We start from the raw sequence: 17,735 nt of genomic DNA, 5'->3' as shown, positions 1-17,735 counted from the left end.
TCAATGAATGCTCGTGGAGTTACTTAAATGTACGGAAGAACAAGTATGTTTGACGGCATGCTCGGGGTAGGGACTGTCGCAATCGTGATTGTTGTCGCGCTTCTGGCGATGGGAATGATCCTGATGCGCCTCTATGTGCGCGCATCCAAAGAAATCTCATTCGTCCGAACCGGATTTGGCGGTCAGAAGATCATTATGAATGGTGGAGCGTTGGTGTTCCCAATCCTGCACGAAACCATTCCTGTGAACATGAATACACTTCGCCTCGAAGTACGTCGGGACAATGACCAAGCACTGATTACACGTGACAGAATGCGTGTCGACGTTGTTGCGGAATTCTACGTACGCGCGCAGCCGACGGAAGAGTCTATTGCAGCGGCTGCACAGACACTTGGTAAGCGGACGATGCAACCAGACCAGCTCAAAGAGCTTGTCGAAGGTAAATTCGTCGATGCATTGCGTTCTGTTGCTGCCGAGATGACGATGGAAGAACTTCACGAAAAGCGAACTGACTTCGTTCAGAAGGTTCAGATGGCCGTGACGGAAGATCTTCTAAAAAATGGTTTGGAGCTAGAATTTGTTTCGCTAACTGGTCTTGATCAGACGGGTATGGAATTTTTCAATCCAAACAACGCTTTTGATGCCGAGGGCCTAACACGCCTCACAGAGGAAATCGAACGACGTAAGAAAATTCGTAACGACGTCGAGCAAGAAACTCAGGTTCAAATTAAGACCAAAAACCTTGAGAGTGAAAAGCTTCATCTCGCCCTGATACGTGATGAGGAATACGCCAAGCTTGAGCAACAGCGCGAAGTTGAAGTTCGCAAGGCAACCCAGATGGCTGAAATTGCCCGTCACCGTGCCGAACAGGAACAGGCTGCAAAGCAGGCGGAGATTAACTCGCTTCAGAATGTTGAGAAATCAAAAATCTCGGCAGACAAAGGTGTTGCGGAAGAGCGCATCGAAATGGAGCGTCTGATCCGCGAGCGTGAAATTGAGAAAGAGAAAGCAATTGAATTGGCAGAACAGGTACGTGCCATTGCTATTGCCGAGAAATCCAAAGAACAATCCGAAGCTCAATCTCAGGCAGATACAGCACGTGCAAAAGCCGTTCAGGCTGAAGAGCGTGTTACAACGGCGCGTGAGAATGAAGTCGCCGAACGTCTTAAGGTCATTGAGTTGATCGAGGCTGCCAAAGAAGCAGAGAGACAGGCGATCGGCATTAAAGTTGCTGCCGAGGCTGAGAAGGTTGCTGCAGCTGATCGCGCGGAGGCCCTTCGTGAAGAAGCAGAAGGGGAGGCTGCGGCTGAGAAGTTGCGTGCGGAAGCAGCAGAAATTCGTTACCGGGTTGATGCAGAGGGTGCGCGCGCAATTAACGAAGCCCACAACATCCTTTCTGCAGAGCAAATCGCAATGCAGATTAAGATCAAACTCATTGAGAACCTTGATCAGATCATTCGTGAGAGCGTCAAGCCGATGGAAAACATCGACGGGATTAAGATCATTCAGATTGATGGGCTTAATGCTGGATCATCTGGTGGTGGTGCCGGCGCTGCGGGTGAAGCAACATCTGGCGGAAACCTGGCGGACAACGTCGTGAACAGTGCACTCCGTTACCGTGCGCAAGCACCTTTGCTTGACTCGCTTTTGAAGGAGGTGGGTATCAATGGTGGAGACATCAACAGCATTGCGTCGATCCTGCCTGATATTGCAGGACCAGCTTCGACGAAAGATCCTGCTGGTGATGACGGAGCAGGAAAACCCGACGCACCGGTGAACTGATTTCTCGAACTTTAAGACAACAGCCCCATTCTCTGCATAAGAATGGGGCTGTTTGCTTTTAAAGACCAGGTTGTCATCCCTGTTCGGATGAATTTTCTTTTTTCTTCTGGCCTATCTTGGGTTCTTCACCGCGCAGTAGGCGGCCGATATTGGCGTGATGGGCTGCCCAGACGATCACGGCAAGGAAAACACCAAGCCAGCCGGCACCGGGATCATTGGCGATAAAGAAGGCCGCGATCGGTGCTGCGATCATCGCAATCAGAGCTGAAAGGGATGAGATACGGAAGATAAGCGCCATCACAAGCCATGCAAGTGCAGCACACAGACCCATGATCCAGTTAACAGCTGCCAAGGTGCCAAGCGTTGTGGCAACGCCTTTGCCGCCCTTGAACCGCAGCCAAATCGAGAACATGTGACCGATTACCGCTGCACCACCGGCAAAAATGCCGGCTTCTGCGCCATAGGCGTGGGTAAACAGAAGGGCCGCTGCTGCACCCTTGCCGCTATCACCAATCAGTGTCAGGAAAGCGAGCCCCTTGCGACCGGTACGTAGCACATTGGTTGCGCCAATATTGCCCGAACCAATCTTGCGGATATCGCCCAGGCCTGCCATGCGGGTCAGCACCAAACCAAACGGGATGGAGCCCAGCAGATAGCCGCAAAGTGTTGCGATCTGAAGCGACATCAACATCGCCTTATAGCCTTCATCAAGTTCCATCTCAGGCACCTTCCGTAAAGATTTCGCGACCGTCGATCAGAGTGCGCAAAACGCGCCCTTGCGTCAAACGGCCATCAAACGGCGAGTTTTTCGATTTCGAATGGAACTGGTAGGGATCGATTTTCCATGGACGATCCGGATCAAAGATCACAAGATCAGCTGCCGTGCCTTCATTGAGCGTACCGGCACCCTTGATGCGAACAAGTTCCGCCGGGGTTCTGGTCAGCTTGGTGATGACATCCAGAAGCGACATGTGGCCGTTGTGATAAAGCTCAAGCGCGATGGGCAGAAGCGTTTCAAACCCGACGGCACCTGCAGCAGCCTGTGCAAACGGCAGACGTTTTGAATTTGCATCTTGCGGATTGTGGTCCGATGCAATCGCATCAATCGTGCCATCGGCAAGACCCGCAACAATCGCCTGACGGTCGTCTTCGGAACGAAGCGGCGGGGCGAGCTTGGCAAAAGTGCGGTAATCGGAAACCGCATTTTCATTCAGCGCAAAGTAGGGCGGTGCTGTATCGCAGGTGACCTTAAGGCCACGTTTCTTGGCCTTGCGGATCACGTCAACCGATTTACCGGTCGAGATATGCGCGAAATGAAGTCTGCCGCCGGTCATCTCGACCAAGCGCAAATCGCGTTCGATCTGAATGACTTCGGCAAGCGGCGAAACACCCGAAAGTCCAAGGCGTGTGGCAAGTTCGCCACTATTCATCGATGCACCCTTGGAAAGTTCGGGCTCCTCTGGATGCTGGACAATCATGCCATCAAAGAATGTCGAATATGACAGCGCCTGACGAAGCAAACGCGCACTGGCGATCGTTTTGATACCATCACAAAACGCCACGGCACCTGCCTGATGCAGCAGGCCCATCTCGGTGATTTCCTGGCCTTCGATGCCCTTGGAAACGGCACCATAAACAAAGACCTTTGCCAAGCCGACCTTGCGGGCGCGGCGTGCAATGAACTCAACACCTGCCACGTCATCAATCACCGGATCGGTGTTGGGCAGGGCGATGATTGTGGTAACGCCACCAATTGCCGCAGATTTGCCGGCGGTCTCAATCGTTTCTTGATGCTCAAAGCCCGGTTCACGCAGTTGCGCACGCATATCGACCAGTCCCGGTGCCAAGCAGGCACCACCAAGATCGATGATCTCAAAACCTTCGGGCACGGTGTCCTGGGTAACGTCAGCACCACTTTTAACAATGGTGGCGTCTTCAATCAGAAGGCCGCCGGTGCCATCGAACTGTTTGACCGGATCAAGCAGGCGGGCATTGATAAAGGCCTTTTTGCCAGCGCCCTTGGCGCGAATAGCGGGGCTCATGCCTGACCTCCCATCTTTCTGTGGTTCTGCACGAGCAATTCAAGCGCAGCCATACGGACTGCCACACCCATTTCGACCTGTTCGCGGATGACCGAACGTTCGACATCATCGGCAACTTCGCTGTCGATCTCGACCCCGCGGTTCATCGGACCGGGATGCATAATCAGCGCATCTGGCTTGGCATTGGCAAGCTTGGCGCGATCAAGGCCATGGAAATGGAAATATTCGCGTACGGACGGAATGAAGCTTCCCTCCATGCGTTCCAGCTGAAGGCGCAGCATCATGACGATGTCGCAGTCTTTCAGTCCTTCTTCCATGTCATGAAAAATCTCGACACCCATCCGGTCGATCTTTGACGGGATCAGGGTCGGCGGGGCGACCAAGCGCACACGCGATCCCATGGTATTGAGAAGAAGAATGTTAGACCTAGCAACGCGTGAATGGGCGATGTCACCACAGATCGCAACATTCAGGCGATGCAAGCGGCCCTTGTGGCGGCGGATGGTCAGCGCATCAAGCAGGGCCTGTGTCGGATGTTCATGGCGACCATCACCGGCATTCAGGACCGCGCAATTGACCTTTTCGCTCAGCAGTTTGACCGCACCACTATCGCCATGGCGGACAACAAGCGCGTCCGGGTTCATGGCGTTAAGCGTCATTGCCGTATCAATCAGGGTTTCACCTTTTTTGACCGAACTTGTTCCAACCGTCATGTTGATGACATCGGCACCAAGCCGCTTGGCGGCCAGTTCAAACGATGTCAGCGTTCTGGTGGAGTTTTCGTAAAACAGATTAACAACCGTGGCACCGGCCAGAATATTGCTGGTCTTGTCAGCAGAGCGGTTCTTTTCCGCGTAATGCTGTGCACGATCGAGAATAAGGGTGATTTCCCCGGGGGTGAGACCCTCGATGCCGAGGAGATGTGGGTGCGGATAGTGATCCGCCGCTGGTCCCATGACGCTCATGGCGTTGCACAATTCCCTTGGATGGTCTTGATGAATTTCGCGCGGAGCATAACGAATTGCCCCTGTCACGAAAAGTTAAATATTCCAGACCGGATGTCGCAAAAATCGGACAGTTTTCCTGACTAATTGGTCAGGTTTTATCGATCAAACCGCGTGGGTCAAAATCGCGATAATCGGCATGGTGACAATCGCAAGCAGGGTATGAACCGTAATGATACTGGCCATCATCTGGGCATCCCCACCCATAAGGCGGGCCAGGACATAGGCGCTGGCCGAACAGGGAAGGGCGGCATAAAGTACGACAGCTGCAAGCTCGACACTTTGCAAGCCCAGAACAATGCAAAGACCCGCCGCAATCGCTGGACTGATCACAAGTTTGCCAAGGCTTGAAATGCCGACCGGAAGCCCTGCACGCCCTGCAGCGGCAAGATCAAGGCCCGCGCCAACCGCAAGCAAACCAATCGGCAGTGCCGCGCGGCCCAGAACTTCAAGGAACGGGCCAATGATTGGCGGCAACCCGACGCCAGCAACGTTAAACAAGCTACCCAAAACACAGGCCATCAGAAGCGGGTTTTTAATCACATCGCGCAAGAGCGACAAAATGCCGGGCTTCCGATCATTTTCGCCCCAATGTGCGCATGCCAGCACCGAAATCACATTCACCGTTGGAACAACAAGCGCGACACAAAGGGCGGTTACGGTTAGGCCTTGTGTCCCCAAAAGGGCTGCTGCAACTGCAAGACCAATATAGGTGTTGGGGCGGATAGCACCTTGAACCAGTGATGAAAATGCGGCGGGACTTACTTTCAAAACGGGTTTGGAGGCAATGATCAGGGCAGTACAAATTGCAATCGTGCCCAACATCGCACCGGCAATGCCAAGCAAGGGCAGGCTGCCCAGATCGGCCTTGGCCGTATTTGAAAATAGCAATGCCGGGAAGGTCACAAAATAAGTCAGCTTTTCCGCACCTGGCCAGAATGTGTCTGGCAGGAAGTTTCGTTGGCGCAAGACATAGCCCAGAACGATCAGGGCAAAAGTCGGCAGCAAGGCGGAAAGAATAGCGATCATTTAGAACCTTTGGGTGGGGCGGAACAGGGCATGGCGCATCGCCAAGCAACTGTTAGCATCTTTGCGTTCTGGCGAAAAAGACTATCGTGATAAGTAACTGGCTTAGATGACTAAAATTCATTTGGCAGCCACTTGTTCTTTGCTCGAATGGCGCGCATGTGATACTCAGCACATCAATAACAATGCGATGACTTTAGACTGTTTTCAATTCAAAGCTGTCCAAACCACCGTAAATCCAAGAAGGGAACGTCATGTCGCGTGCGATTGATCATCTTGTGTTGTGTGTGAACGATCTTGATGCTGCCATCGCTGCTTATTCCCAGCTTGGTTTTACCGTTACCCCGCGGGCGATCCATCCTTTTGGTACCGGTAATGCCCTGATCCAGCTTGATGGCATGTATATAGAGCTTCTGTCGGTTGTTGATCCGGAAAAGATCGACGAAACCGATTTGGCCGCGCCATTTTCGTTCCCGATCTATAACCGCGACTATCTTCGTCATCGCGAAGGCATGTCGATGTTGGCATTGCAATCGGACGACGCGGAACGCGATCGCGTTGATTTTATCAATGCGGGGGCGGCGGTTCCCGATGTGTTTCATTTTGAACGTGATGCGAAAACGCCTGACGGGGATACTGTCGGTGTGGCGTTTTCCTTGGCATTTGCCAACCATCCGCTGCTGCGCCACGCGGTAAGCTTTGTTTGCCAGCATCGCCATCCGCCAGAAAACTTCTATTTCCCGACCTATCAGTCACATGCAAACGGTGCGATGGCCATCGGCAAGGTTATTCTTGACCACTGGGCGGCCGATGCGGTGCGCGATTTCTATGCCGAGATCGGGGTTGATGATCTTGTTGAAACGCTGCATGGCGATGAACTGGTGGCTGCTTATGGGCTCGACGACCCGGCATTCCCGACAGATGGATTTGCCGGGTATGAGCTGATTGTCGATGATATTTCCAAGATTTTTGACGCCGCAATATCGCTTGGCGCGCTTGAGCTCAAAGGGCGCCTGATCCTGCCGCCGTCGAAATTCTTTGGCGTGATGGTCGTCATTTCATCGAAATAAGAAAAAAGCTGCCTGAGCGATCAGGCAGCTTTTAAAATGCATTTATATAGACAAAAGCCTTGGCTTAGTCGTCGTCGCCGTCAAACTCATCTTCATCGGGCTCGGCATTTTCGCCGGGATCGGTGTGAAGGTTAAGGTGATCAAGCGCGCCCTGCAGGATGTAGGCAGCAGCCGTCTTATCAACCACTTCCGCACGGCGTTTACGCGTCATGTCGACTTCCTCGATCAGGATACGTTCAACCGCGTTGGTCGACAGACGCTCGTCCCACATCAGGACGGGCAGGTCGATATATTTTTCCATCTCATCAATAAACGCATAAACGCGATGGCAGGCCTTGCCGATCGAACCATCAAGTTCACGCGGGAAGCCGATCACGATGCCGCCGACATTCTGTTTGTCGATGATCGATGAAAGCTGGGCAATATCGCGGGTGAATTTCTTCCGCGAGATCAGCTCATGAGGTGAAGCGATCTGCAGCCCAACATCTGAAAGGGCCACGCCAATGGTTTTGGTGCCCAGGTCCAGGCCCAAAACGCGCGCTGCTGGTGTCAAGAACCGCAGCAATTCCTGAGTATCATTGCAAATCATGGCGACGTTATATGTCTGTTGCGGACAAAGTTCCAGTGCAATCGCGACATGCCGCTTGTCCATCCGTGCATGGCTTGCTGTACATTTGGATAGTCAGATCGCGAAATTGCGAAGATTGTTTGGCATATGTCTCTAATTTTAGAGAATTCAACTTAATGGCCCGGTGGGGTTGATGTGCTTGGACAGGTTTGTTTTAATAACGCACTGCAGAATTTGATCGAAATCGAAAATGCAGGGCACATGAAGCACGTTAAATGCGAACCGCACCGCAAGCGAAGATCCGGGCAAATACAGCGCATCCGTTACGCAAGTATGTCGCAATGCTTCTATACTTCTGCTGTTAGAACGCTCAAGCTGAATGCGTTCTAGTGAAATAGCTCAAAAAATAATCACCAAAAGCGAAAAACACTGAACAAACAATGACATATCAGGGGGTATTGGGTTTGGCCGACGGTGCATCGAATGACGCTTTCGTTGAGTTTGAACGCGTACAGAAGAGTTACGATGGCGAAAGTCTCGTCGTAAAAGATCTAAATCTATCAATGCCTAAGGGCGAGTTTCTTACCATGCTTGGCCCGTCAGGCTCTGGTAAGACGACCTGCCTGATGATGCTGGCAGGGTTTGAAACAGCAACCCATGGCGATATTCGCCTTGGTGGTGTTTCGATTAATGACATTCCGCCGCACAAACGTGGCATCGGCATGGTGTTCCAGAATTATGCGCTTTTCCCGCATATGACGATTGCCGAGAACCTCTCGTTCCCGCTTGAGGTTCGTAAAATGGGCAAAGCCGAACGCGAACAGAAGGTCAAAAGGGCACTCGACATGGTCGAGATGGGCGCTTTTGGCGGTCGCCGACCGGCACAGCTTTCCGGTGGTCAGCAGCAACGTATCGCCTTGGCGCGTGCATTGGTGTTTGAACCGGAACTGGTCCTGATGGATGAGCCGCTTGGTGCACTCGATAAACAGCTTCGCGAGAAGATGCAGTTCGAAATCACCCATCTGGCCCATCAGCTTGGCATTACCACGGTATACGTGACCCATGACCAGACTGAAGCGCTGACGATGTCAGACCGCGTTGCCGTATTCGACGACGGCCGCATTCAGCAGCTGGCACCGCCTGATAAGCTTTACGAAGCACCGGAAAACAGCTTTGTCGCCCAGTTCATTGGTGAAAATAACACGCTCGAAGGCGTCATTAAGGAAATCAGGGGCAATAGCTGTGTTGTTCAGCTCGATGGCGGTGAAATCATCGATGCCGTACCGGTCAATGTAAGCGAGGTTGGTGAACGCACCCGCGTATCGATCCGTCCGGAACGTGTTGAATACAACAAGGATCGCCTGCAGGAAGGGGCGCATACGCTTAAGGCTGAAGTGCTCGAATTCATCTATATGGGCGATATCTTCCGGACCCGCCTGCGCGTTGCAGGCAACGAAGAATTCATCATCAAAACAAGAAACGCGCCAGACCAGGCGCGACTGCAACCAGGTCAGCAAATCGAAATCGGTTGGCTTGCCGAAGATTGTCGCGCGCTCGACGCGTAACCGTCTGGTTCAGTCAGAAACAGGACTGGTACGCCCGGGTGCGGGTCCTACATTAAACAGGCCGGGAAACAATCAGGGAGTATGCAATGCGACTCATTAAAACGATTTCTGCGACGGCACTGCTTGTCGCATCCAGTGGCGTGGCTTTTGCCGACGATCACATGGCATCGAACATGACGTTGGTAAGCTGGGGTGGTGCCTATCAGGCCAGCCAGGTAGCTGCCTATGCTGAACCATACAAAGAAATGAACCCGGGTGTTGCTATTACCTGGGACGAAAGCTCGAACGAAGCTGTTGCTAAACTGCGTGCGATGAACGAAGCCAACAACGTCATGTGGGACCTTGTTGACGTCGTTGCTTCTGACGCACTTCGTCTTTGCGACGAAGGTTTGGCAATGGAAATCGATGCCAACGAAGTTCTTGCTGCGGCACCGGATGGTACCTCGGCAGAAGATGACTTTGGTGATCTTCTTGTAAGCGATTGCTTCATCCCGCAGATCGTTTACTCGACCACCGTTGGTTATCGTAAGGACATGGTTCCGGCCGGTGCAGCTGCTCCGACCGATATCTGCGCGATCTTCGATACCGAAACCTATCCGGGTATGCGTTCGCTTGAAAAGCGTCCGATCAACAACATGGAATGGGCTCTGCTTTGTGACGGTGTTGCCAAGGACGAAGTTTACGACGTGCTCGGTACCCCGGAAGGTCAGCAGCAGGCACTTGATAAGCTTGCGACCATCAAAGACAGCGTTATCTGGTGGAGCGCTGGCGCAGACACCCCGCAGCTTCTGGCTGACGGTGAAGTCTTCATGGGTTCGACCTATAACGGTCGTCTGTTCTCTGCAATCGTTGAGCAGAACCAGCCGATCGCAATGCTTTGGGACGCACAGGTGTTCGACCTTGATGGTTGGATCATCCCGGCCGGTCTTCCGGAAGAACGTCTTGAGCGCGTTCTGGACTTCGTGAAGTTCGCAACCGACACCCAGCGTCTCGCTGACCAGTCGAAATACATCTCCTATGGCCCGGCGCGTGCTTCCTCCGCACCGCTGGTTGGCAAACATGCTTCCCTTGGTATCGATATGGCACCGCACATGCCGACCGATCCGGCAAACAGCAAGAACACGTTCCTCTACAACTACGAGTTCTGGGCTGATTACCGTGACGACATCGACGCCAAATTCCAGGCGTGGCTTGCACAGTAAAAGTCAATGGAAGGGGGCCGTCCGCGGCCCCCTTATCCAATTGCTATCTGACCAATTTGAATAACTGACCGACAAATGCGGCGGGCTTACGGGGGCGTGATGAGTGAATCGACAGATGGGGTAGTGTTGGCCGCGGATGGCCGACCGTTAAAACAGAGTTTGCGTCGTGCGTTGATGCGCCAAAAAATGCGCGCATTGATGCTGGTTGCACCACTTTTGATTTTTGTGGTGGTGACCTTTATCGTTCCGATTATCTCGATGCTTTTCCGCTCTGTCGAAAATGACATCGTACCAAATACGCTTCCCGGTACCGTGGTTGAGCTCGCCGAATGGGATGGCTCGACGGGTGTCCCGCCGGAAGAAGGCGTTTTCCGTAATCTTTATATCGATTTGTTCAAGGCCGAAGAAGCCAAGCAGCATACCCGCCTTGGTACGCGCCTGAACTATGAAAAAACCGGTTTGTCGTCGCTGATGCGTACCACGGGGCGCGGGCTTGATGACATCGGTGAAGAATGGCAAGACCCGCTCGAAGATATTGATGCGAACTTCAAGGACGGTGCGTTCTGGTTCGACATGATGTCTGGCTCAGGCGGTGAAGAACTGCTTGAAGAACGCCGCGACCTTTGGGTTGCCATGACGGGCGAAAGCATGGCCGGCGATGTTGGCTTTGTGCCATCTGCTGAGGTGGCAAACATGCTGCCCTGGACCGCACGCGCCTATGCTGATTTCGCGATCTGGACGGCGATTGCCGATGAAGACGAAGTCGCCAAGGAAGATCCGTGGGAAGCCGTCTATGGCGCGCTTGGCATGGATTTAACCAATCCGGCAACGATTTCGGCCATCGCAAGCTATAACGGGTCGGGTGCAGATGCGCTCAAGACCGCTGTTGCCAATATCGATCAGCTGCCTAAGCAAGGGTTCCGAGAATTCTTTGCGGCAGAAAACGAAGATTGGCTGTCCCCGGAAGTCTGGGCGACGATCAAGCTTTATTCAGATCGCATTACGTCGGGTTACTTCCTTAATGCTGTTGATCTGCAGCTGACGCCAGAAGGTGTCGAGCTCAAACCAGATAACGAACAGATCTATACCCAGCTCTTTATGCGCACGCTTTACATGGCGCTGATCATTACCGCGAGCTGCATTTTGCTTGGTTATCCAGTAGCTTGGCTTCTGGCGAACCTTCCGATGCGCACAGCAAGCTTGTTGATGATCCTTGTTCTTCTGCCGTTCTGGACGTCACTTCTGGTGCGTACGTCGGCATGGAAAGTGTTGCTGCAGCAACAGGGCGTGATCAACGAAATCCTTGTCTGGCTTGGCTTTGTGAATGATGCGGATCGTTTGATCCTGATGAACAATGCGACTGGTACCGTGATTGCCATGACGCATATTCTGCTGCCATTCATGATCCTGCCGCTTTATTCGGTGATGAAAACCATCCCGCCAAGCTATCTGCGCGCAGCAAAGTCCCTTGGTGCAACCAACTGGACGGCGTTCTGGCGGGTCTATTTCCCGCAGTCGGTTCCGGGTATTGGTGCTGGTTCGATCCTCGTGTTCATCCTGGCGATTGGTTACTACATCACGCCGGAAATCGTTGGTGGTACCAGTGGTGTCTTCATTTCCAACCGTATTGCGTATCACATTTCAAGTTCTCTCAACTGGGGCCTTGCGGCGGCACTTGGGTCGATCCTTCTGATCGTCGTGCTGGGTCTGTACTGGTGCTACGACAAGATCGTCGGCATCGATAACGTGAAGTTGGGGGGCTAAGAACATGAATGACGTTATCGTAACCATCAAACGGCCAGACCTTATGACCTTCACCATGCCGATCGTGGCAGTGTTGGGCGCAATGTTTGGCTTCGTTACGGGCAATATCTATGGCAGTCCCTGGATCGGTTTCCTTGCCGGTGCGGTTGCCGGTGCTGTTGTCGCTGCGGTGATGCAGAAATTCATTAAGACCAATTCGCGCAAGAAAACGCTTTCGACGGCTGTATTGTTCGGCATCGTCGGGTTCGTCTTTGGCGGCGTGGGTGGTCTTGTTGGTGGCTTCCTGATCGGGGTGTCTATGGGATGGTTCGCATCCTGGGTTGGCACCGGTAAATATCGTTCAGGCGTGCCGATCTATTACACACCGGGGCAGGTGCTTTGGCACAACTCGTTCCTGTTTATCTGTGCCTTTGTGTTCTTCTTCCTGATCGCGCCGCTTCTGCCGGTGATCTGGTTGAGCTTCAATGCCGAGAACTTCTTTACCTTCACGCCAGAAATGCTGAGCTTCAAGGCAGAAGGTTACAGCCTGAAGCATTATCAGGACTTCCTTGGTACCGATGAATGGATGGTTCCGCTTAAGAACTCGCTGATCATCGCACCGGTTGCCACAATCATTTCTGTATCGCTTGGAACGCTTGCGGCGATTGGTCTTAGCCAGTCGCACGTTCCAGGGCGTCAGGCAATGATGGCGATCCTGATCTCGCCAATGATTGTGCCGCTGATCATTTCCGCGACCGGCATGTTCTTCTTCTATGCACCGCTGGGCAACTGGCTTGAAGCCAATCTTGGTCTGAACCAGTCCTTTGTCGGCTATGTGAAGGTGATTTTGGCCCACGCGGTTCTTGGTATCCCGTTTGTGATCATCACGGTGACCGCAACGCTGGTCGGCTTTGATAAATCGCTGACCCGTGCGGCGGCAAACATGGGTGCGGATCCGGTTACGACCTTCTTCCGGGTTCAGATGCCATTGATCCTGCCGGGTGTCATTTCCGGTGGCCTGTTTGCCTTCATCACCTCGTTTGACGAAGTTGTGGTGGTTCTGTTTGTCGGCTCGGCCCGTCAACAAACCCTGCCATGGCAGATGTATACCGGCCTGCGTGAGCAGATTTCACCGACGATCCTTGCTGCGGCAACGATCCTTGTGTCGGTATCGATCTTGCTTCTGCTAACGGTGGAGATTTTGCGCCGTCGTTCCGAACGTCTGCGCGGCATGAGCCCGACCTGATCTTTTCCATCAGGTAACACGCCTTTACAGGCCGACAGCATCTGCGCTGTCGGCCTGTTTTCGTATGGGCCAAGGGGCAGGGTGATGGCGTCCTGTCACGGTGACCAAAACAGGAAAAATGCATCATGCTTGTGATCGCGTGATCATCAGCGTTTCCGGCCCTTGCGATAGGGACGGCGGGGTGCTAGTTTCCGCGCTGTAATTCACGTTCTGGCAGATATCGATCTGCCGGGTTTTTTGTCATTCCTTAAGAGAGACTTTCATCCATGTCGTCTTTGGATAAGGAAACAGTTCGCCGTATTGCCTATCTTTCGCGTATCAACGTGTCCGAAGAAGGCCTTTCCGAACTGGCGGGAGATTTGACCCGTATCCTCGATTTTGTCGAGGAACTGCAAGAAGTTGATGTCGAAGGCTGTGACCCGCTGACGTCTGTTGCCGATCTGACCCTGCCGCTGCGCAAGGACGAAGTCACCGATGGCAACATCCAGCAAAAAGTGCTGTCCAATGCACCGATGACCGATGCTGGCTGTTTTGTTGTGCCGAAGGTGGTTGAATAATGACTGATCTGACAAATCTGACGCTTGCAGAAGCCCGCGACGGGCTTGCAAAGGGTGAGTACACCTCGGTCGAACTGACCGAAGCGCACCTGAAATCGATGGACGCCCATCGCAATCTGAATGCGTACATCACCGAAACCCCGGAAAAGGCCATTGAAATGGCTAAGGCATCCGATGCCAAGCGCGCCAAGGGCGAAGCTGGCAAAATGGAAGGCCTGCCGATTGCGGTCAAAGACCTGTTCTGCACCGAAGGTGTTCAGACCACGGCTGCATCGCACATCCTTGAAGGTTTCAAACCGGAATATGAATCCACCGTCACCAGCAACCTGTTTAACAACGGTGCTGTGATGCTGGGTAAGGCGAACCTAGATGAGTTCGCCATGGGGTCGTCGAACACCTCGTCCTATTACGGTAACGTGATCAACCCTTGGAAAGACAAATCCGGCAAGGATCTGGTTCCGGGTGGGTCTTCTGGTGGTTCGGCTGCTGCTGTTGCTGCGAACATGGCGCTTGCCGCAACCGGTACCGATACCGGTGGTTCGATCCGTCAGCCGGCATCCTATTGCGGTATCGTTGGCCTGAAGCCGACCTATGGTCGTTGCTCGCGCTGGGGTATTGTTGCCTTTGCAAGCTCGCTTGATCAGGCTGGTCCGATGACCAAAACCGTTCGTGACGCAGCAATCATGCTGGGTTCGATGGCAGGTCACGATGCCAAGGACAGCACGTCCGCACCCGTAGCCGTTCCGGATTTCGAAGCAGCTCTTTCTGGTGATATCCGTGGCATGAAGATCGGTATTCCAAAAGAATACCGCGTGGACGGTATGCCGGAAGAAATCGGCAAGCTGTGGGATGATGGCGTTACGATGCTGCGCGATGCGGGTGCAGAAGTGGTCGATGTGACCCTGCCGCACACCAAATACGCCCTTGGCACGTACTACATCGTTGCCCCGGCAGAAGCTTCTTCCAACCTTGCACGCTATGACGGCCTGCGTTATGGCCAGCGTGTCATGGAAGAGGGCGACAGCCTTGATGACATGTACATGAAGTCACGTGCGGCTGGTTTCGGTAAAGAAGTCCAGCGCCGTATCATGATCGGCACCTATGTGCTTTCGGCTGGTTACTATGACGCCTATTACAACAAGGCGCTTAAAGTCCGTCGTCGTATCTATCAGGACTTCGAAGGTGCGTTTGGCAAGGTCGATGCGATCCTGACCCCGACGGCACCGTCAGCGGCCTTTGCGATTGGCGAAAACGAAGGCGATCCGGTCAAGATGTATCTCAATGACGTCTTCACCGTTCCGGCAAGCCTTGCAGGTCTTCCGGGCCTGTCGCTTCCGACCGGTTTGTCGTCCGAGGGACTTCCGCTTGGTCTGCAGCTGATTGGCAAGCCGTTTGATGAAGAAACCGTTCTGCGTGTTGGTGGCGTACTTGAAAGTGCAGCCAACTTCACCGCAAAACCGTCCGGGCTGGAGGGTTAATCAATGACCTATATTCTTGAAGGTTCAACCGGCCCGTGGGAAATCGTTGTCGGTCTTGAAGTTCACTGTCAGGTGATTTCACATTCCAAACTGTTTTCCGGTGCGTCGACCAAATTCGGTAACGACCCGAACACAAACGTCAGCCTCGTGGATGCGGCGATGCCGGGTATGCTTCCGGTCGTGAACGCAGAATGCGTGCGTCAGGCGGTTAAAACCGGTCTTGGCCTTAAGGCCAAGATCAACAAGGAAAGCGTTTTTGCCCGCAAAAACTATTTCTATGCTGACTTGCCGCAGGGCTACCAGATTTCTCAGTTCGACAAGCCGATTGTTGGCGAAGGCACGATCATTCTTGATATGCCGGATGGTTCGACCAAGTCGGTTGGCATTGAACGTCTGCATCTTGAACAGGATGCCGGTAAGTCGATGCATGATCAGGACCCGAAATACTCGCATATCGACCTGAACCGTTCGGGCGTTGCGCTGATGGAAATCGTTTCCATGCCAGACATCCGTTCGCCGGAAGAAGCAGGCGCATACCTGACCAAGCTGCGCGCGATTGTGCGTTATCTTGGCACCTGTGACGGCAACATGAACGAAGGCTCCATGCGCTGTGATGCCAACGTTTCTGTGCGTCGTCCGGGCGAAGGTTTCGGTACCCGTTGCGAGATCAAGAACGTCAACTCCATCCGTTTCGTGATGCAGGCGATCGAGATCGAAGCAAAACGCCAAATCGAAGTCATCGAAGGTGGCGGCACCATCGCTCAGGAAACCCGCCTGTATGATCAGCGTCTGGGTGAAACCCGTTCGATGCGTTCCAAGGAAATGGCACATGACTATCGCTATTTCCCGGACCCGGATCTGCTTCCGCTGGTATTCGATGATGCGTTTATTTCGGAAATCGAAAAAGAACTGCCGGAATTGCCGGACGAGAAAAAAGCCCGCTTCATGCGTGAAAACGGTCTGTCGGCATATGATGCTGGTGTTCTTGTCGCCGAAAAGGAAAAGGCTGATTACTACGAAGTCGTCGCCAAGGGCCGTGATGGCAAACTGGCTGCGAACTGGGTGATCACCAACCTGTTTGGCGCGCTCAACAAGGCTGAAGTCGGTATTGCTGACAGCCCGGTTTCTGCTGAAAACCTTGGTAAGCTGATCGATCTGATCTCGAACGACACCATCTCTGGCCGTATCGCCAAGGACGTCTTTGAAATCATGATCGAAACCGGCGGCGATCCGGAAAAGATCGTTGAGGAAAAAGGTCTTAAGCAGATCACTGATACCGGTGCGATTGAAACGGCGATTGACGAAGTCATTGCCGCGAACCCGGACAAGGTTGAAGAAATCCGCGCAGGTAAGGACAAGATGCTTGGCTGGTTCGTTGGTCAGGTCATGAAGTCCACGGGTGGTAAAGCCAACCCGGGAATGGTCAACAAGCTTCTGCGTGACAAAATCCTCGGCTGATTTAAATCATCAGACCAAAGAAAAAGCCGCCCTGATGGGCGGCTTTTTTTGTGTGAGGATTAAGAAACCGGTTCGATTGCCGCAACTAATGCATCAAGCGCGCGATCAAGAAGTCGGCGGCTATCGTCGTTCTCAACGATGTCCGCCACGCTGAAATTCTTGCCATTCAGTGGAATGGTCAGACAGGCTTGCTCAATGATCCTGGCATCCATCGTGCGGATGGTTTCGATCAGGGCGGCTTGCGCAATTGTTGCCCGGCCCGATGCATTCAAACAAGCAACCGGCTTTTGCATGAATTCGCCGCTCGCGACGACCCAATCAAGGGCATTCTTGATCGCACCGGTCACACCATGGGCGTATTCGGGACTTGCCACCAAAACTGCGTCAGCATCGCGGAGCGCAGTGCGAAATGATCGGACATGGATGTTATCTGTGTCTTCATGATCGGGGTTGAAGATTGGCAATGTTCCCAGTTCTTCAAAAATATCGATCTTGGCCCCATGAAGATGCGCAAGCTTGTGGGCTGCTTTCAGCAGGGTTTTGTTGATTGAGCCTGTTCGAAGGCTTCCGCACAAGGCGATGATTTTAAATGTCACTTTCGTGCCGCTTTCAGTTTGTCGCGATGGTTGCACAAACCGGGCATCCGGGTAAAGAAAAGCCGCCTGCATCATATTAATGCAGGCGGCTTTGACGTTCGGGTGGGGGGACGCGAACGTGGGGTTTGGTTTAGCGGGATTCTGACGCCGGATAACCGGCATCCGTGATTGCCGCGATCAGGGCGCTGACGTCCGGGTTGCCGGTAACAGCGACTTCTCCGTTATCGAGATCAACCTGTGCGCCTTCTACGCCACTGACGTTGATGGCAGCTGCAGTCACAGCATTTGCGCAGTGACCACAGCTCATTTTTTCGACCTTCAGTTTCACCATCATGTGTCTCCATAAGTTTAGGTGCTTATGAAGTGACTATGCAGCTTCCAGTAGATGGAAGGTCAAG

General features: G+C 53.1%; 16 protein-coding genes. 9 read left to right on the top strand and 7 right to left on the bottom strand.

The features are described from left to right. The first annotated feature begins 114 nt into the window (after window positions 1-114). Window positions 115-1,782: a flotillin family protein gene (locus tag ACMZ66_RS08425; RefSeq protein ID WP_416936317.1), complete on the top strand. Its 1,668-nt coding sequence runs from the start codon at window positions 115-117 to the stop codon at window positions 1,780-1,782. A 73-nt stretch (window positions 1,783-1,855) separates the two neighbouring features. On the opposite strand, the gene plsY is transcribed toward ACMZ66_RS08425, so the two are convergent. The 4 genes from plsY to ACMZ66_RS08405 all read right to left on the bottom strand — a co-directional run bounded on the left by plsY (window position 1,856) and on the right by ACMZ66_RS08405 (window position 5,857). Further along, the gene (gene plsY / locus ACMZ66_RS08420; RefSeq protein WP_416936315.1) at window positions 1,856-2,500 is read right to left on the bottom strand and encodes a glycerol-3-phosphate 1-O-acyltransferase PlsY; all 645 of its coding nucleotides are present in this window, start codon (window positions 2,498-2,500) and stop codon (window positions 1,856-1,858) included. A gap of 1 nt (window position 2,501) precedes the next feature. Continuing rightward, on the bottom strand, window positions 2,502-3,824 hold the full coding sequence (pyrC, locus tag ACMZ66_RS08415; RefSeq protein WP_416936313.1) for a dihydroorotase: 1,323 nt from the start codon (window positions 3,822-3,824) through the stop codon (window positions 2,502-2,504). Beyond that, a complete protein-coding gene (locus ACMZ66_RS08410) occupies window positions 3,821-4,780 on the bottom strand; it encodes an aspartate carbamoyltransferase catalytic subunit (RefSeq protein ID WP_297021309.1) in 960 nt (319 codons plus the stop codon). The genes pyrC and ACMZ66_RS08410 overlap by 4 nt, the downstream gene beginning before the upstream one ends. A 153-nt stretch (window positions 4,781-4,933) precedes the next feature. Then, complete coding sequence (locus ACMZ66_RS08405; RefSeq protein WP_416936311.1) at window positions 4,934-5,857, bottom strand: AEC family transporter; 924 nt, start codon at window positions 5,855-5,857, stop codon at window positions 4,934-4,936. Window positions 5,858-6,108: 251 nt separating this feature from the next. Here ACMZ66_RS08405 and ACMZ66_RS08400 point away from each other — a divergent pair, with 251 nt between their 5' ends. After that, on the top strand, window positions 6,109-6,924 hold the full coding sequence (locus ACMZ66_RS08400; RefSeq protein WP_416936310.1) for a VOC family protein: 816 nt from the start codon (window positions 6,109-6,111) through the stop codon (window positions 6,922-6,924). Between the two features lie 64 nt (window positions 6,925-6,988). Here ACMZ66_RS08400 and ruvX read toward each other — a convergent pair whose 3' ends face one another. Beyond that, the gene (gene ruvX / locus ACMZ66_RS08395) at window positions 6,989-7,513 is read right to left on the bottom strand and encodes a Holliday junction resolvase RuvX (protein ID WP_416936672.1); all 525 of its coding nucleotides are present in this window, start codon (window positions 7,511-7,513) and stop codon (window positions 6,989-6,991) included. Between the two features lie 419 nt (window positions 7,514-7,932). On the opposite strand from ruvX, the gene ACMZ66_RS08390 reads away from it, so the two are divergent. The 7 genes from ACMZ66_RS08390 (at window position 7,933) to gatB (ending at window position 16,741) form a co-directional block, all read left to right on the top strand. Continuing rightward, entirely contained in the window at window positions 7,933-9,057 is a 1,125-nt protein-coding gene (locus ACMZ66_RS08390) for an ABC transporter ATP-binding protein (RefSeq protein WP_416936308.1), read from the top strand. Between the two features lie 86 nt (window positions 9,058-9,143). Then, entirely contained in the window at window positions 9,144-10,259 is a 1,116-nt protein-coding gene (locus ACMZ66_RS08385) for an extracellular solute-binding protein (protein ID WP_416936306.1), read from the top strand. Window positions 10,260-10,358: 99 nt separating this feature from the next. Continuing rightward, the gene (locus tag ACMZ66_RS08380) at window positions 10,359-12,023 is read left to right on the top strand and encodes an ABC transporter permease (protein WP_416936304.1); all 1,665 of its coding nucleotides are present in this window, start codon (window positions 10,359-10,361) and stop codon (window positions 12,021-12,023) included. A gap of 4 nt (window positions 12,024-12,027) precedes the next feature. Then, on the top strand, window positions 12,028-13,248 hold the full coding sequence (locus ACMZ66_RS08375; protein ID WP_416936302.1) for an ABC transporter permease: 1,221 nt from the start codon (window positions 12,028-12,030) through the stop codon (window positions 13,246-13,248). 266 nt (window positions 13,249-13,514) lie between these two features. Beyond that, on the top strand, window positions 13,515-13,805 hold the full coding sequence (gatC, locus tag ACMZ66_RS08370) for an Asp-tRNA(Asn)/Glu-tRNA(Gln) amidotransferase subunit GatC (protein WP_114097697.1): 291 nt from the start codon (window positions 13,515-13,517) through the stop codon (window positions 13,803-13,805). Beyond that, complete coding sequence (gene gatA / locus ACMZ66_RS08365) at window positions 13,805-15,283, top strand: Asp-tRNA(Asn)/Glu-tRNA(Gln) amidotransferase subunit GatA (RefSeq protein ID WP_416936299.1); 1,479 nt, start codon at window positions 13,805-13,807, stop codon at window positions 15,281-15,283. Before gatC ends, gatA begins: the two co-directional genes overlap by 1 nt. Window positions 15,284-15,286: 3 nt before the next feature. Continuing rightward, window positions 15,287-16,741, top strand: coding sequence for an Asp-tRNA(Asn)/Glu-tRNA(Gln) amidotransferase subunit GatB (gatB, locus tag ACMZ66_RS08360; RefSeq protein WP_416936297.1), 1,455 nt, complete (start codon window positions 15,287-15,289; stop codon window positions 16,739-16,741). A 59-nt stretch (window positions 16,742-16,800) separates the two neighbouring features. On the opposite strand, the gene ACMZ66_RS08355 is transcribed toward gatB, so the two are convergent. Next, window positions 16,801-17,337 carry an NADPH-dependent FMN reductase gene (locus ACMZ66_RS08355; RefSeq protein ID WP_416936295.1) on the bottom strand — a complete coding sequence of 179 codons (537 nt, stop codon included), beginning with the start codon at window positions 17,335-17,337 and terminating at the stop codon, window positions 16,801-16,803. A gap of 130 nt (window positions 17,338-17,467) precedes the next feature. Further along, window positions 17,468-17,671 carry a heavy-metal-associated domain-containing protein gene (locus ACMZ66_RS08350; RefSeq protein WP_416936293.1) on the bottom strand — a complete coding sequence of 68 codons (204 nt, stop codon included), beginning with the start codon at window positions 17,669-17,671 and terminating at the stop codon, window positions 17,468-17,470. Window positions 17,672-17,735 lie beyond the last annotated feature (64 nt).

This window comes from Thalassospira sp., assembly GCF_048059015.1.
Taxonomy (GTDB): domain Bacteria; phylum Pseudomonadota; class Alphaproteobacteria; order Rhodospirillales; family Thalassospiraceae; genus Thalassospira.
This window is presented reverse-complemented; position numbering and strand designations above follow the sequence as displayed.

What these genes read in the sequence shown, in the direction of transcription:
- ACMZ66_RS08425 (WP_416936317.1), top strand. Translation starts at nt 115, where the DNA reads ATGATCCTGATGCGCCTCTATGTGCGCGCATCCAAAGAAATCTCATTC.
- plsY (WP_416936315.1), bottom strand. Translation starts at nt 2,500, where the DNA reads ATGGAACTTGATGAAGGCTATAAGGCGATGTTGATGTCGCTTCAGATC.
- pyrC (WP_416936313.1), bottom strand. Translation starts at nt 3,824, where the DNA reads ATGAGCCCCGCTATTCGCGCCAAGGGCGCTGGCAAAAAGGCCTTTATC.
- ACMZ66_RS08410 (WP_297021309.1), bottom strand. Translation starts at nt 4,780, where the DNA reads ATGGGACCAGCGGCGGATCACTATCCGCACCCACATCTCCTCGGCATC.
- ACMZ66_RS08405 (WP_416936311.1), bottom strand. Translation starts at nt 5,857, where the DNA reads ATGATCGCTATTCTTTCCGCCTTGCTGCCGACTTTTGCCCTGATCGTT.
- ACMZ66_RS08400 (WP_416936310.1), top strand. Translation starts at nt 6,109, where the DNA reads ATGTCGCGTGCGATTGATCATCTTGTGTTGTGTGTGAACGATCTTGAT.
- ruvX (WP_416936672.1), bottom strand. Translation starts at nt 7,513, where the DNA reads ATGATTTGCAATGATACTCAGGAATTGCTGCGGTTCTTGACACCAGCA.
- ACMZ66_RS08390 (WP_416936308.1), top strand. Translation starts at nt 7,933, where the DNA reads ATGACATATCAGGGGGTATTGGGTTTGGCCGACGGTGCATCGAATGAC.
- ACMZ66_RS08385 (WP_416936306.1), top strand. Translation starts at nt 9,144, where the DNA reads ATGCGACTCATTAAAACGATTTCTGCGACGGCACTGCTTGTCGCATCC.
- ACMZ66_RS08380 (WP_416936304.1), top strand. Translation starts at nt 10,359, where the DNA reads ATGAGTGAATCGACAGATGGGGTAGTGTTGGCCGCGGATGGCCGACCG.
- ACMZ66_RS08375 (WP_416936302.1), top strand. Translation starts at nt 12,028, where the DNA reads ATGAATGACGTTATCGTAACCATCAAACGGCCAGACCTTATGACCTTC.
- gatC (WP_114097697.1), top strand. Translation starts at nt 13,515, where the DNA reads ATGTCGTCTTTGGATAAGGAAACAGTTCGCCGTATTGCCTATCTTTCG.
- gatA (WP_416936299.1), top strand. Translation starts at nt 13,805, where the DNA reads ATGACTGATCTGACAAATCTGACGCTTGCAGAAGCCCGCGACGGGCTT.
- gatB (WP_416936297.1), top strand. Translation starts at nt 15,287, where the DNA reads ATGACCTATATTCTTGAAGGTTCAACCGGCCCGTGGGAAATCGTTGTC.
- ACMZ66_RS08350 (WP_416936293.1), bottom strand. Translation starts at nt 17,671, where the DNA reads ATGATGGTGAAACTGAAGGTCGAAAAAATGAGCTGTGGTCACTGCGCA.